The organism is Nocardia sp. XZ_19_385 (assembly GCF_015355755.1).
Lineage (GTDB): Bacteria > Actinomycetota > Actinomycetes > Mycobacteriales > Mycobacteriaceae > Nocardia.
Window position 1 is genome coordinate 242,790 of sequence record NZ_JACVEE010000003.1, and the last position, 13,091, is coordinate 255,880.

General features: G+C 66.8%; 15 protein-coding genes. 10 read left to right on the forward strand and 5 right to left on the reverse strand.

All coding sequences use genetic code 11. The features are described 5' to 3' along the window. The first annotated feature begins 8 nt into the window (after positions 1–8). Positions 9–1,568 carry a DHA2 family efflux MFS transporter permease subunit gene (locus tag IBX22_RS24735; protein ID WP_194818098.1) on the forward strand — a complete coding sequence of 520 codons (1,560 nt, stop codon included), beginning with the start codon at positions 9–11 and terminating at the stop codon, positions 1,566–1,568. Between the two features lie 49 nt (positions 1,569–1,617). Here the strand turns inward: IBX22_RS24735 and IBX22_RS24740 are convergent, their stop codons facing one another. Next, positions 1,618–2,055: an SRPBCC family protein gene (locus IBX22_RS24740; protein ID WP_194818099.1), complete on the reverse strand. Its 438-nt coding sequence runs from the start codon at positions 2,053–2,055 to the stop codon at positions 1,618–1,620. Between the two features lie 210 nt (positions 2,056–2,265). Here IBX22_RS24740 and IBX22_RS24745 point away from each other — a divergent pair, with 210 nt between their 5' ends. From IBX22_RS24745 to IBX22_RS24775, 7 genes are all read left to right on the forward strand, one after another. Beyond that, positions 2,266–3,624, forward strand: coding sequence for a sensor histidine kinase (locus IBX22_RS24745; RefSeq protein WP_194818100.1), 1,359 nt, complete (start codon positions 2,266–2,268; stop codon positions 3,622–3,624). Continuing rightward, the gene (locus IBX22_RS24750) at positions 3,624–4,049 is read left to right on the forward strand and encodes a roadblock/LC7 domain-containing protein (RefSeq protein WP_194818101.1); all 426 of its coding nucleotides are present in this window, start codon (positions 3,624–3,626) and stop codon (positions 4,047–4,049) included. Before IBX22_RS24745 ends, IBX22_RS24750 begins: the two co-directional genes overlap by 1 nt. Beyond that, complete coding sequence (locus IBX22_RS24755; protein WP_194818102.1) at positions 4,046–4,393, forward strand: DUF742 domain-containing protein; 348 nt, start codon at positions 4,046–4,048, stop codon at positions 4,391–4,393. The genes IBX22_RS24750 and IBX22_RS24755 overlap by 4 nt, the downstream gene beginning before the upstream one ends. Further along, positions 4,368–4,967 (forward strand): ATP/GTP-binding protein, encoded by a 600-nt coding sequence (locus IBX22_RS24760; RefSeq protein ID WP_194818103.1) that lies wholly within the window; start codon positions 4,368–4,370, stop codon positions 4,965–4,967. The genes IBX22_RS24755 and IBX22_RS24760 overlap by 26 nt, the downstream gene beginning before the upstream one ends. 95 nt (positions 4,968–5,062) lie before the next feature. Further along, entirely contained in the window at positions 5,063–6,262 is a 1,200-nt protein-coding gene (locus IBX22_RS24765) for a cytochrome P450 (protein WP_309234779.1), read from the forward strand. A gap of 11 nt (positions 6,263–6,273) precedes the next feature. Continuing rightward, positions 6,274–7,497 (forward strand): cytochrome P450, encoded by a 1,224-nt coding sequence (locus IBX22_RS24770; protein WP_194818104.1) that lies wholly within the window; start codon positions 6,274–6,276, stop codon positions 7,495–7,497. Between the two features lie 347 nt (positions 7,498–7,844). Further along, a complete protein-coding gene (locus IBX22_RS24775; RefSeq protein ID WP_228539395.1) occupies positions 7,845–9,098 on the forward strand; it encodes a hypothetical protein in 1,254 nt (417 codons plus the stop codon). Here the strand turns inward: IBX22_RS24775 and IBX22_RS24780 are convergent. Further along, positions 9,070–9,459, reverse strand: coding sequence for a PPOX class F420-dependent oxidoreductase (locus IBX22_RS24780; protein WP_194818105.1), 390 nt, complete (start codon positions 9,457–9,459; stop codon positions 9,070–9,072). The two genes, IBX22_RS24775 and IBX22_RS24780, sit on opposite strands and share 29 nt — an antisense overlap. A 160-nt stretch (positions 9,460–9,619) precedes the next feature. Here IBX22_RS24780 and IBX22_RS24785 point away from each other — a divergent pair, with 160 nt between their 5' ends. Then, positions 9,620–10,003, forward strand: coding sequence for a VOC family protein (locus IBX22_RS24785; RefSeq protein ID WP_194818106.1), 384 nt, complete (start codon positions 9,620–9,622; stop codon positions 10,001–10,003). Positions 10,004–10,007: 4 nt separating this feature from the next. Here IBX22_RS24785 and IBX22_RS24790 read toward each other — a convergent pair whose 3' ends face one another. After that, on the reverse strand, positions 10,008–10,388 hold the full coding sequence (locus IBX22_RS24790; RefSeq protein ID WP_194818107.1) for a DUF1304 domain-containing protein: 381 nt from the start codon (positions 10,386–10,388) through the stop codon (positions 10,008–10,010). Between the two features lie 156 nt (positions 10,389–10,544). On the opposite strand from IBX22_RS24790, the gene IBX22_RS24795 reads away from it, so the two are divergent. After that, entirely contained in the window at positions 10,545–10,694 is a 150-nt protein-coding gene (locus IBX22_RS24795) for a hypothetical protein (protein WP_194818108.1), read from the forward strand. Here the strand turns inward: IBX22_RS24795 and glpK are convergent, their stop codons facing one another. After that, the gene (gene glpK, locus IBX22_RS24800) at positions 10,695–12,206 is read right to left on the reverse strand and encodes a glycerol kinase GlpK (RefSeq protein ID WP_194818109.1); all 1,512 of its coding nucleotides are present in this window, start codon (positions 12,204–12,206) and stop codon (positions 10,695–10,697) included. Next, a complete protein-coding gene (locus tag IBX22_RS24805; protein ID WP_194818110.1) occupies positions 12,203–12,976 on the reverse strand; it encodes an IclR family transcriptional regulator in 774 nt (257 codons plus the stop codon). The genes glpK and IBX22_RS24805 overlap by 4 nt, the downstream gene beginning before the upstream one ends. Positions 12,977–13,091 lie beyond the last annotated feature (115 nt).

Consider the following 13,091-nt stretch of genomic DNA (forward strand, 5'->3'; position numbering starts at 1 on the left):
CTTAACCGGTGACATCACCTCCGGATATCAAGGCCGACCAAGACCCGGCCGACGACAAGCTAGATGCAGGGGTTTTCAAGATCGCCGGCGTCGTTGTGCTCGGCGCGATCATGTCGATTCTCGACATCACCGTCGTCACCATCGCCATCCCAGAATTCCAGAAAGAGTTCGGCTCCAGCTACGCGCTGACCGCGTGGTCGATGACCGGCTACACGCTGGCGCTGGCCACCGTCATCCCGCTGACCGGCTGGGCCGCCGACAGATTCGGCACCAAGCGCCTCTACATCTCGGCGCTCGCGTTCTTCGTGCTCGGTTCGGTGCTGTGCAGTTTCGCCTGGAGCATCGAAACGCTGATCGCCGCGCGCGTCGTCCAGGGCATCGGCGGCGGCATGCTCATGCCGCTCGGTATGACCATCATGACCCACGCCGCCGGTCCGCACCGGATCGGCCGCGTGATGGCCGTGCTGGGCATTCCCATGCTGCTCGGCCCGATCGGTGGCCCGATCCTCGGCGGCTGGCTGATCGATGACTTCTCCTGGGAGTGGATCTTCCTGATCAACCTCCCGCTGGGCATCATCGCGCTGATCTACGCGTTCATCATCCTGCCCACGGACAAGCCGCAGCCCTCCGAGGCGTTCGACTTCGTCGGCATGCTGCTCGCCTCACCGGGTTTGGCGCTGTTCCTGTTCGGCGTGTCCTCGATCCCGGACGAGGGCAAGATCACCGCGCCCAAGGTGTGGGTGACCATGCTCCTCGGTGCGGCGCTGCTGGTGGCGTTCGTCTTCCACGCCCTGCGCGCCAAGCATCCGCTGATCGACCTGTACCTGTTCCGCAACAAGGCGCTGTTGTACTCGGTGCTGACCATGACCCTGTTCGCGGCCGCGTTCTTCGGTGCGGGCCTGCTGCTGCCGTCCTACCTGATCTCGGTGCAGGGTGAGACCGCGCTGTCGGCCGGTTTGATGCTGGCGCCGCAGGGGTTGGGCGCCATGCTGACCATGCCGATCGCGGGCCGCCTGGTGGACAAGATCGGCCCGGGCAAGGTCGTGCTGACCGGCATCGTGGTGATCAGCATCGGCATGGCGTTCTTCACCCAGCTCGAGGCCGACACCTCGTACCTGATGCTGGGGTCCGGGCTGTTCGTCATGGGTCTCGGTATGGGCTGCACCATGATGCCGGTGATGACGGCGGCCATCCAGACGCTGACCCATCAGCAGGTGGCGCGCGGTTCGACGCTGATGAACATCATCAACCAGACCGCCGGCTCCATCGGCACGGCGACCATCGCGGTCATCCTGACCAACCAGTTCAAGGACAAGGGCCTGCCCACCGCTGGTCAGTCCCCGGAACAGGCTGCGGCCATGCCGGATCCGGCCACCATGCCCCCGGAAGCGGCGGCGGAATTCGCGGCCAAGAAGGCCGAGGGCCTGAGCCTGGCGGCGGAGGCGTTCAGCAACACCTTCGTGGTGGCGCTGATCCTGATGGTGCTGGCGTTGATCCCGGCGTACTTCCTGCCGCGGACCAAGCCTTCGATCCCGGCCGACGGTAGCGCACCGGTACTCGTGCACTGACGAGTGAACAGGGGGCCCACGATGTTTCGGCATCGTGGGCCCTCTGTCGTTACTTCTCGCCGTACAGCGTGACGAACTTGTCCAGCGACTTTTCGATGTCGCCCTTGATCGCCCGCGCCACCGTGGTGCCGATCGGCCCGAACAGCGGTCGTCCGCCGAGGTCGATGTCCACGGTCACCTCCGAGCCGGAACCCTTCGGCGCCACCAGCAATTCCAGGCCCAGCTTGGTGCCGCCCTTGCCCGCGCCGCGCAGTTTCAGCCGGCGCGGCGCTTCGACCTTCTCGACCGTCCAGGTCACCCGGTTGCGGAAGCTCTTGACCGTGGCGACGCCGACCAGCGTGCTGCCCTCGGTCAGCTCGGCCGGGACCTCGCTGCGCCACGCCTCGTGCATGGTGAGCCACTGATCCAGCTCGGACAGGTTGGACGTGTGCGCCCACGCCTTTTCCGGGGACAGCGGGACATCTACGGAAACCTTCAGTTTCGCCATGCGCGCATGGTATCCGGTACCGGCGGTAGCGGTGGAACGGCAACGGTTGCTGAATGTTTCGCGGATGCAGGTTCCATAGCGAGAGTTCGCCGGGATCCTGCTAGGGTGGGCGGGTCCGCGGGAGCGTGGTGTGATCGCCTGTCCCGCAGGCAATGTGAGGCGGTTCAGCCTCGTTTGTCGGCGGGTGTGAGAAAGGCGTGACGGAGCCGGATGAACCTAGACATGGCCCAGGTACTTCCGTGGATCATCGCTCCCGCGTTGATCATCGCAGTCGTGGTGTACTTCGTGAATGCCGGTAGACGGCAACAACATCGGATCGACGAGCTATCCCGCCAGCAGCGCGCCTACGAGGACACCCTCGAATCCTTCGCCGTGCACACCGTTCCGGCGATCACCGACGCCATCCGGCGCTTCGAGAACCCCGCCATCGCCTTCGATGTGCCCGAGGGCATGGAGAATTCGCGCTTCGTCCAGTGCCTGCAATGGCTCGGCGAGCGCTATGCCGATGAGTTGCGCAAGGTGCAGGCCGACGCGGAGGAGCGCAAGCGCGCCGCCGTCGACCAGGCCGACGCGACAGCGCGCACGGAGGTCACCGCCAGCGCCCGCGATGCCACCAGCGGCGCGGTCCGCGCCTTCGGCACCTCGGTGGTCAGCCTCGGCGCCGACGCCGGCCAGGTGGTCAGCGCCGCCCTGCGCCAGCACCGCGGCGACGAGGTCTATGCCACGCTCACCCGCATCGACCACACCGTGCAGCAGATGATCCGACAGGCCCAGTCCTACGTCATCGTGTGCGGCGGTCTGCCCGGACGGCGCTGGCCCGCACAGTCACTCACCGACGTGGTGGGCGGCGCCACCGGGCGCGTGCGGGACTACCTGCGGGTGCGGTCCAACCAGTCCGAGCGGGTCGTCATCAGCCGCGCGGTGGAGCCGATCGTGCACACCCTGGCCACGCTGCTGGACAACGCGCTGCGCTACTCGCCGCCGACCTCCTTCGTGGACATCAGCTTCCAAGAGGGTCATCACGGCGTCACCGTCATCATCGACGACGCGGGCGTGCGGATGAATTCCGAGCAGATGGAGGAGGCGCGCCAGATCCTGGCGGGGGAGCGCACCGTCGACATCCATCAGCTCGGACCGGCGCCCAAGGTCGGCTTCCCCGGCGTCGCCGCGCTGGCGCGCCGCTACGGATTCACTGTGTACATCGATGGGCCCAACGCTTACGGGGGTATGCGGGCGATGGTTTATATCCCGGAGTCCCTGCTCGCCACTCCGGAAGCCGCCCCCGTCGTCGAAGCGGCCGCGCCGCCCGAGCCGGCGGTGCAGCGGCCCGCGGAACCCGAAAACGACAGCCCGGACCAGGCTTTCGCGGTGCACGAGATCACCAGCGGCGGCCTGCCCAAACGCCGTCGCCGTCCGGTGGCGCCCAGTATCGCCGCCGCGCCCACCCGGCCGGCCACCCAGCGCACCGAACCCGCACCAGCTCGACCAGATATCGCCGCCGCATGGCAGACCGGATCCAAGAGCGGCCGCGCGGCCGCCGCTGAGAACACGGAAGGGACGACGCCTTGATGAGCACCGCCACCGATTCCAGTAACAAACTGGGCTGGTTACTCGAAGAGCTCACCGTGCCCGGCGTCCGGTTCGCGGTGCTGCTGTCCGAGGACGGCTTGCGAATCGCGCACTCGCAGGGCATCACCCGCGACAATGCCGAGCGCTTCTCCGCCGCCGCCTCCGGATTGCGTTCGCTCGGTAAGGCTTTGGGCGAGTTCTGCGGCGAGTCCGGCGCGGGCTCCGCGCTCCGGCAGAACATGACCGAATACGACGACGGGATGATCTTCATCACCGCCGCCGGAGACGGTGCGCTGCTGGGTGTTTCGACCACCAACGAGGCCGACGTCAGCCTGGTCGCGCACCGGATGAACGAACTCGCCGCCCGCGTGGGCCACGAGCTCGGCAATTACTCACACCGGAGAGCGGACAGCGATCGGCGATGACCAGGCCACGACGCGACCCCGACCTGGTCCGCTCCTATGTGCGTACCGGCGGGCGCTCGCGTCCCAGCCGGGAGCTGGACCTGGTAACCATCGTCGTCGCGGCGGGTAGCAACCTGCCGCAGGGTGCGCGGCCGGAAGCCCGGCGGGTCCGAGAGGTGTGCAACAACGGCGCCCTCTCCCTCGCCGAGATCGCCGCGTACCTGGATCTGCCGCCCTCGGTGGTGAAGATCGTCGTCTCCGACCTGCTCGACCACGAATGCCTGGCCATACCCGTGCCCACCAACGTGCCGCATTTGGCAATTCTCAAGGAGGTCCTCGATGGGCTCCGTGCTCTCCCGGCCTGAGGTCAATTATGTGCCGGAGACCGTGACCCGATCGGTAAAGCTGTTGGTGGCGGGGAACTTCGGGGTCGGCAAGACGACCTTCGTGAGCAGCATCTCCGAGATCACGCCGCTGCGCACCGAGGAGACCATCACCGAGGCCAGCATCGGCATCGACGACATGGCCGGGCTCGGCGACAAGACCCAGACCACCGTCGCCATGGATTTCGGGCGCATCACGCTGAATCCGCAACTGGCGCTGTACCTTTTCGGCACGCCCGGCCAGCAGCGCTTCGTGCCGCTGTGGGAGGAGCTCGCCCGCGGTGCGCTCGGCGCGCTGGTGCTGGTCGACACCCGGCGCATCGAGCGCTCCGACGAGGTGCTGTCGGTGCTCGAGGAACGAGGGGTGCCGTACTCGGTGGCGGTCAACGTCTTCGACGACGCCAAACGCTACCCGCTGGAAGAGGTCCGGGACGCACTCGATCTCACGCCCGAGACCCCGCTCACCGCGCTCGATGCCCGCAATCGCACCACCTGCCTGCCATCGCTGATCACGCTCGTCGAATTCCTGTTCCACCGTCAGGAGTCCTTGCCTTGACAGTTCCCTCTCAGACGCCCCTGGGCCCCGGCGCTCAACGACAACTCGGACAGGATCGGAACGCGCCCGGCTGCCCCGTGCCACATGGGTCGCCGGTGGATTCCGACGGCCCGCGCATCTCCCTGTTCACCGAGGAGTACGCCGCCGACCCGCACCGCGCGTACGACGAAATGCGCGGGAAATACGGCTCTTTGGTGCCGGTCGAGCTGTCGCCGGGGATCCCGGCGACCCTGATCATCGGCTATCACACCGCGCTGCGGATCCTCAACGATCCCGACCACTTCCCGGCCGACCCGCGCACCTGGCAGCAGAACGTTCCCGGCGAATGCCCGATCCTGCCGATGCTGGAATGGCGCCCGAATGCGTTGCGCAGCGCCGGAGTCGAGCATCTGCGTTATCGGCAGGCCAACCTCGTCGCCATCGGCGGCGTCGATCTGCACGCCCTGCACGCCACCGTGGAACGGGTCGCGATCCCGCTGATCAACACCTTCTGTGGCGACGGCACCGCCGACCTGATCAGCCAGTACGCGTTCCCGCTGACCTTCGCGGTGCTCAACGAAATGCTCGGCTGCCCAGCCGATATCGGCCAGCAGGTGGCCACCGGCATGGCCGCCATCTTCGAAGGCGTCAACGCCGACAAGGGCAACGCTATGCTCACCGACGCGCTGCTGGAACTCACCACCCGCAAGCGCAAGGAACCCGGCGACGACATCACGTCGCGGCTGCTCGCCCATCCCGCCGGGCTCACCGATGTGGAGATGATCCACCAGCTGGTCACCCTCTACGGTGCGGGCATCGAACCCGAGCAGAACCTGATCGTGAACACGCTGCTGCTCATGCTCACCGACCAGCGTTTCGCCGGAAACCTGCTGGGCGGCAGCCTTTCCACGCGCGACGCCCTGGACGAGGTGCTGTTCACCGACCCGCCGATGGCGAACTACTGCGTGTCCTACCCGCGCCAGCCCATGCTCATCGACGGGGTGTGGCTGCCCGCGCACCAGCCGGTCGTCATCAGCATGTCCGGCTGCAACAACGATCCCGCCATCAGCGCGGGCGAATACACCGACAACCGCTCGCATCTGGCGTGGAGCCTCGGCCCGCACGCCTGCCCCGCCCGGTCGGTCGCCTACCTGATCGCCCAGGAAGCCATCGACCAAATCCTTGACGCACTACCGGAAATGCGGCTGGGGGTGCCGGCAGTCGAGCAGCTCAACTGGCGGCCCGGACCCTTCCATCGCGCATTGGTGTCCCTCCCGGTCACCTTCCCGAAATCCCCTCCGCTGCACGTGTTTTAAGGAGAGAAGAGATGGACAGTCAGCCCATTGTCCTGGATCCCACCGGTACCGACATTCAAGGTGAGTCCGCGCGCATCGCCGAGCGCGGGCCGGTCACTCTGGTCGAGTTGCCCGGCGGTGTGCGTGCGTGGTCGGTGACCGACGCCGAATTGCTGAAGAAGCTGCTGATCGATTCCCGGGTGTCCAAGGATGCGCGCCAGCACTGGCCGGCGTTCATCAACGGTGAAGTGCCGCAGGATTGGCCGCTGTTCCTCTGGGTGGCCGTGAACAACATGTTCACCGCCTACGGCGCCGACCACCGCCGACTACGCAAGCTGGTCGCGCCCGCGTTCACGCATCGGCGCACCGAAGCGATGCGGCCGCGGATCGAGCGCATCACCACCAAGCTGCTCGACGAGCTCGCCGCCACCGAAGGGCCGGTCGACCTGCGCGAAGGATTCGCGTATCCGCTTCCGATCCAAGTGATTTCGGAACTCATGGGCGTGCCGGAGTTCCTGAACGACGGCCTGCGCAAGTGCGTCGACGGCATCTTCGACACCTCCCTCAGCCCGGAGGAATCCCAGGCCAACTACATGGAGATGTACCGGATCCTCGGTGAGCTGGTCGCCCACCGCCGCGAACATCCGGGCGACGACATGACCAGCCTGCTGATCTCGCACCGCGACGAGGAAGACGACACCCAGCTCCAGGAGCAGGAACTCATCGACACCCTGCTGCTGGTCATCAGCGCGGGCCACGAAACCACCGTCAACCTGCTCGACCAGGCCATCCACGCCCTGCTGACCCGCCCTGACCAGCGCGCCGCCGTGGTCGAAGGCAACGTCGCCTGGTCCGACCTCGTCGAAGAGTCGCTGCGCTTCGAAGCCCCCGTCGCCCACCTGCCGCTGCGCTTCGCCGCCGACGACATCGAAATCGAGGGCGGCATCCACATCGGCAAGGGCGACCCGATCCTCGCCTCGTATGCCGCCGCCAACCGCGACCCGAAGCTGCACGGGGAAACCGCCGCGGAATTCGATGTGACGCGGCCGTCGAAGGAGCACTTGGCCTTCGGCCACGGCGTGCACCACTGCCTCGGTGCGCCGCTGGCCCGGCTGGAGGCTCTGATCTCGCTGCCTGCCCTGTTCGAGCGCTTCCCGAACATGACCTTCGCCGCCGATCCCGGTGAGCTGGGGCACGTGAACAGCTTCATTTCCAACGGCCACCGCGTGCTGCCGGTGAATTTGAATCCGGTGTAATCGGCAGTACGACACCTCGTTTCGCTCGGCTTTCGTCCTGCCGACTGTTTTCGGATGGGCACCGGGGGCGCTTAGCTTCCCCGGTGCCGCACTGCTTCGGGCTTGCCTCGCTTCGCTCGGCCTTCGCCCTGGTTGGGCGAGCGATTCTGCAACAGACGCGGAATGCGACACCCGTAGCGGCGGGTGCGGAGTCAACCACCCCGGCGGATTCGCCCGTCCCGCATAGTGGCTGCGGGAGGGGGAACGATCTTGCAACAAGCTTGGAGTGCAAAGTCGTGTCGGTGGGCGTGGAGCCAGCCACTCCGGCATATTTGCCAGTCCCGGCATAATGGCTGCGGGAGGGGCGAATGATCTTGGAACAAGCTCGGAGTGTGACGCCGTGGCGGTGGGTGCTGCGCGGAGTGGGCGTCGTGGTGACGGTCGCATGTCTGGTGGCAGTGGGGCGGTTCGTGTGGCCGCAGCCCGATGTGGGCGAGCAGCCCGATGGGACCTTTCGGCAGTTGTCCTTTCTGCGCGGCGCGATTCATGATGGCGCGGACAAGGAAGCGCAGGGGTTGTTCCCCGAGGGGTATGTCTTCGTGAATGCGCTCTATGGGATTGCGTGGGTGCAGGCGGGGTTGAACGATCCGGCGCACCGGGGGCAGGCTTTGCGTGAATCGCGTTGGGCGCTGGATAGATTGGAGTCGGGCGCGGCGAAAGCGGTGTTCGATTCGCGGTTGGTGCCCGCGTATGGGGTGTTCTGGGCGGGGTGGACGAACTGGTTGCGGGGTGGTGTCGTCTTGTTGGATGGCGGCGCGGATGCTGAGCTGGTGCGCCAGTTCGAGGAAGGTAGTGCGGGGATCGCGGCGGCGTTCACAGGCTCGACGACGCCGTTTTTGCAGGCGTATCCCGGGCAGGCATGGCCGGTCGATTCGACGGTGGCGATTGCCTCGTTGCGGCTGCACGATCACCTGCGTGGGGCTCGGTTCGGTGCGGTGGTTGCGCGCTGGCTCGACGATGTCCGGGGGCGGCTTGATCCGGCGACCGGTCTACTGCCGCACGAGGTTTCGTGGGCGGACGGGTCTGTCGCGGACGGGGCGCGGGCTACCTCGCAGACGATGATCCATCGCTTCCTTCCGGAGATCGATGCCGACTTCGCACGCTCGCAGTACACCGCGTTCCGGCAGCAATTCCTCGCCTACCCAGGTGGTTTCGGTCCTGGCCTCCGCGAGTATCCGCATGGCCGAGCCGGGAAGGGTGATGTCGACTCCGGGCCGCTGGTGGCGGGAATCAGCTTGTCCGCCACCGTAGTCGGGATGGGTGCGGCCCGGGTCAACGGCGATCGTGAGCTGGCGCGGGCGCTGGGGTCGGAGGGTGAGCTGTTGGGCCTGCCGCTCACGCTGCCCGGCAGCAAGCGCTATGCGCTCGGTCTGGTACCCATCGGGGATGCCTTCATAGTCTGGTCGTCCACCGCGCGATTGCTGACGGCCTCGACGCCACCCGCCCGGGACTACGGCATTCGATGGTGGTGGCGCATACCGTGGCTGCTGTTCATCGGCGCGCTAGCCATCGCGCCCTGGGTGCGGTCCATATTCAGCCGGTCATCACCTTCTCGGCCTTGATTCTGACCGTGACCCACTGCGGATTCGGTCCGGCGAATCCGGGGTACGGGCCGCCGGTGTACTTGTGCGATAGTTCCTCGATCAGGGTTCCGTCCGGGTCGTACTCGAGGGTTGCGGTGCCCTGTACCTGCACGCTCACATAGGGATTGGCGGCGTCGAAGACCGCCACGGCGGCTCGCGGGTCCCGCTCCAAGTTGGCGACTTTGCGACGGCTCCGGGGCAGCGCGAAAAGGATGTCGTCGCCGTCGGATGTTACCCAGACCACCGTCGAATGCGGTCTGCCGTCCGGTTCCAGCGTTGACAGGACGGCAAAATTCTTGCCGTCGAACAACATACGTTCCTGCTCGGTGAGCTGGGCCATCGATTCTCCTGTGCGATAGGGATACCGGAGTAGACGGCGCGGCCGACGCGGAATCATCGGTCCGAAAGGCGCGAGACTTTCGGACTCGCGAAATCAGGAGGACTACGACGCAGGTGTCCGGGTAGCCAGGTTGTATCTGGATTAACTACAAGGAGGGTCGATGTCGAACGGGAACGGTATCGCGATCGGGCAACTTCGGAGTGTGGTCCTGGATTGCCCGGAGCCGCGCAAGCTGGCCGAGTTCTATATCAAGCTGCTCGGGGCCGAGCTGATCGAGGACGAGGAAGACGACTGGATCGTCATCGCGGACCAGGAGGGCCGAAGGCTGGCGTTCCAGACGGCGCCCGAGTACCGGCCACCCCGTTTTCCAGATCCGGAAGCGTCGCAGCAGATGCACTTCGATGTGCTCGTCGATGACGTGACGAGCGCGCAGGAGCGGGTGCTCGCGCTCGGAGCCCGGCTGGTGCAGCAGGACACCGACGGGGACTTCCGGGTCTTCGCCGACCCGGTCGGGCATATCTTCTGCCTGATGTGGCTGGACTGACCACTCAGAGTTGGGTGAGCGCGGCCAGCAAAGTCAGGGCGGGCAGGGTGCCCTGCGAGGCCGCGGCTTTCGCGAAACGGCGATCGGTGCCGACCAGTACGGCGGCGGCCGCGAGCATCGAGCCGCAGCCCATGATGATCAGGGCCCAGCCGGCGGCAGGGCAGGGGCGCACGAGGAAGACGCCGACCAAGGTGCCGATGGCCAGGAATAGGTTGTAGCAGCCCTGGTTGAAGGCCCACGGCTTGACCGCTTCGAGCTCGGTGTCGTCGACCAGGAATAGGCCCGCGTGCACCTTACGGTCGGTGAAGCGCAAGCTCTCCAAGGTGAAGATGTAGAGATGGATCAGGGCGGCGAGGCCAGCCAGGATCTGCACTACTGCGAGCACGAGCCCTCCTCGGATCGGTCACTCCGGCGCGCGGGGCCGCGGGGGCGGTCCGGTCAGCACGGTAGCCGTGAGGTTGCGCTCGGTCCCGTCGCCGCGCCGCACGGCCTATCGATGATGGCACTGTTTGCCCGCCGCCGGGCGAGGTATCCGGCAGCCATGAGTGGACCTGAAATGGACCGGGCGACAGCTGAGTCGCTGCTGGAGGACGCGGATTTCGCCGGGGAGCACGAGTCGGCGACGCACGCCGACGAGCATCCGATGAGCGAGGAGATGGAGTCCGACGAATCGACACCCGAGGAACTGTGACTAGGCGTCCGCCGGTTCGGTCCAGTTGTAGGTGAGATCGGCGGCCTGGGACCAGCGGCGGTATTCGGTGTCGCGGCGAGCGGCGGGCATGGCCGGAAGCCAGCGGCTGGCGGTGTGCCGGTTGCGGCGCAAGCCGTTCATGTCCGGCCAGAGGCCGACCGCGAGACCGGCCGCGTAGGCGGCGCCGAGGGAGACGGTCTCGGAGTACAGCGGGCGTTCCACCGGGACGCCCAGCGAGTCCGAGACCTGTTGCATCAGTAGGTTGTTGGAGGTCATACCGCCGTCGACCCGGAGTTCGGTCAGGGGGTGGCCGGAGTCGGCGTTCACGGCGTCGACGACCTCTCGGGTCTGCCAGCCGGTCGCTTCCAGCACCGCGCGTGCCAGGTGGCCCTTGGTGATGTAGGAGGTGAGCCCGGCGATGACACCGCGGGCCTCCGAACGCCAGCGCGGTGCGAACAGTCCGGAGAAGGCGGGCACGACGTAGCAGCCGCCGTTGTCGTCGACAGTGCTTGCGAGGGTTTCGATTTCGGGCGCCGCGCCGATCAGATCGAGCCGGTCGCGCAGCCACTGCACCAGGGTTCCGGTGGCGGCCATAGACCCTTCGAGGGCGTAACGCGCTGGGTCGCTGCCGATTTGGAAGGCGACGGTGGTGAGCAGGCCGTGCTTGGAGTAGACGGGGGTGGTGCCGGTATTGGTGAGCAGGAAGCTGCCGGTGCCGTAGGTGCACTTCGCTTCGCCCGCGTCGAAACAGGTTTGGCCGAACAGAGCGGCCTGCTGGTCGCCGAGGGCGGCGGCGATCGGGATGCCGTGCTCGGTGCGGCCGTAAATCTCCGCGTTGGAACGGATCTCGGGCAGCATCGCGCGGGGGACGCCGAAGAAGTCGAGCAGCTGGTCGTCCCAGTCCAGGGTGTGCAGGTTCATCAGCAGGGTGCGGCCGGCGTTGGTCACGTCGGTGACGTGCACGCCGCCCTCGGGACCGCCGGTGAGGTTCCAGATCAGCCAGCTGTCCATGGTGCCGAACAGGATCTCGCCGCGTTCGGCCGGTTCCCGGAGCCGGGGGTGATGATCGAGAATCCATCGGATGCGCGGGGCGGCAAAGTAACTCAGCAGCGGTAAGCCGCAGCGTTCGGCCACCTCGGCGGCTGCGGGTTGCCGCGCCAGCTGCGCGACCAGCTCCTCGGTGCGCGTGTCCTGCCAGACGATCGCGTTGCCGACCGGTTTGCCGGTGCGCCGGTCCCACAGCACCGTCGTCTCACGCTGATTCGCGATCCCGATCGCCACCACCTGATCGGGGGAAACTCCGGCCTTCGCCATCACCCGTCCGACCAGATTGCCGACGTTCTTGCGGATCTCCTGCGCATCGTGCTCGACCTGCCCGGCCGCCGGATAGAACTGCCGGTGTTCCTGCTGCGCGACCGAAACCAATTGCCCGGCAGCGTCATACAGGATTGTCCGGCTGGAGGTGGTGCCCTGGTCGATCGCCATCACATAGCGCGCCCTCGAAGGATTCATGACTGGATCCGCGGTCGTTCGGTGCCGAGGTCGCGGGAGATCGACGTCGCGGTGCTGAGAACCAGGTCGATAAGTCTGGCGTGGGTGGACTTGTCGGTCAGGCGGTCGAAGGCCCCGACCACCCCGATCGCGCCGACCACCCGCCCGCCCGAGTCCCGGACGGGCGCGGCGACGGACGCGCGTTCGGAGGCGAACTCGCCGATGTCCTCGCCGAACCCCTGGCCACGCACCCGCGCGATCTCACCGTTCAGAGCGCGCGGTCCGGTCACCGTCCGTCGCGTGTAGGCGAGCAGTGTTCCCGCCGTGGCGCGTTCGGCGAGACCCGGGGTGTAGGCGAGCAGCACTTTGCCCAAAGCGGTTGCGTGCAAGGGTAGTTCGACGCCGAGCCGCAACACCTGAGCGCTCCCGTCGGGCCGGAATACGTGGTGCACGATCTGCACGCTGTCGCCCCGCAGCGCCCCGATTCGCACCGACTCGCCCGACCGCGCCGCCAAGGTATCGCCCCAGTTCATCGCATACGACCGCAGCACGTTCGCGTCGAACGGCCGCGGCGTCAGACCGAGCGCGGCATCCCCGACGCGGTACTTCCCGGACTGCGGGTCCTGGTCGATATATCCGACACCCTGCAGCGTGCGCAGCAGCCCGTGTGCGGTGGGCTTCGGCAATCCGAGCACCGCGGCCAGTTCGCCGACGCCGATGCCGAAGGGCGCCTCGGCGACCACATTCATGATCGCGGCGGCGCGCTCGATCGACTGGATCGGTCCCGGCACGTCCTCCACGGTAGCGCGAAATCGTTCGACATTGTCGAACGGGCACCGTTGAAGCCCGATCCGGAGATCTTTACGTTCGGTAATGGCTCACCCTTCAGGGTCGGAGCCGTGTCAC

Excerpts from the sequence above, each read along its gene's own strand:
- IBX22_RS24740 (WP_194818099.1), bottom strand. The coding sequence starts at position 2,055 with ATGGCGAAACTGAAGGTTTCCGTAGATGTCCCGCTGTCCCCGGAAAAG.
- IBX22_RS24745 (WP_194818100.1), top strand. The coding sequence starts at position 2,266 with ATGAACCTAGACATGGCCCAGGTACTTCCGTGGATCATCGCTCCCGCG.
- IBX22_RS24750 (WP_194818101.1), top strand. The coding sequence starts at position 3,624 with ATGAGCACCGCCACCGATTCCAGTAACAAACTGGGCTGGTTACTCGAA.
- IBX22_RS24755 (WP_194818102.1), top strand. The coding sequence starts at position 4,046 with ATGACCAGGCCACGACGCGACCCCGACCTGGTCCGCTCCTATGTGCGT.
- IBX22_RS24760 (WP_194818103.1), top strand. The coding sequence starts at position 4,368 with ATGGGCTCCGTGCTCTCCCGGCCTGAGGTCAATTATGTGCCGGAGACC.
- IBX22_RS24770 (WP_194818104.1), top strand. The coding sequence starts at position 6,274 with ATGGACAGTCAGCCCATTGTCCTGGATCCCACCGGTACCGACATTCAA.
- IBX22_RS24775 (WP_228539395.1), top strand. The coding sequence starts at position 7,845 with ATGATCTTGGAACAAGCTCGGAGTGTGACGCCGTGGCGGTGGGTGCTG.
- IBX22_RS24780 (WP_194818105.1), bottom strand. The coding sequence starts at position 9,459 with ATGGCCCAGCTCACCGAGCAGGAACGTATGTTGTTCGACGGCAAGAAT.
- IBX22_RS24785 (WP_194818106.1), top strand. The coding sequence starts at position 9,620 with ATGTCGAACGGGAACGGTATCGCGATCGGGCAACTTCGGAGTGTGGTC.
- IBX22_RS24795 (WP_194818108.1), top strand. The coding sequence starts at position 10,545 with ATGAGTGGACCTGAAATGGACCGGGCGACAGCTGAGTCGCTGCTGGAG.
- glpK (WP_194818109.1), bottom strand. The coding sequence starts at position 12,206 with ATGAATCCTTCGAGGGCGCGCTATGTGATGGCGATCGACCAGGGCACC.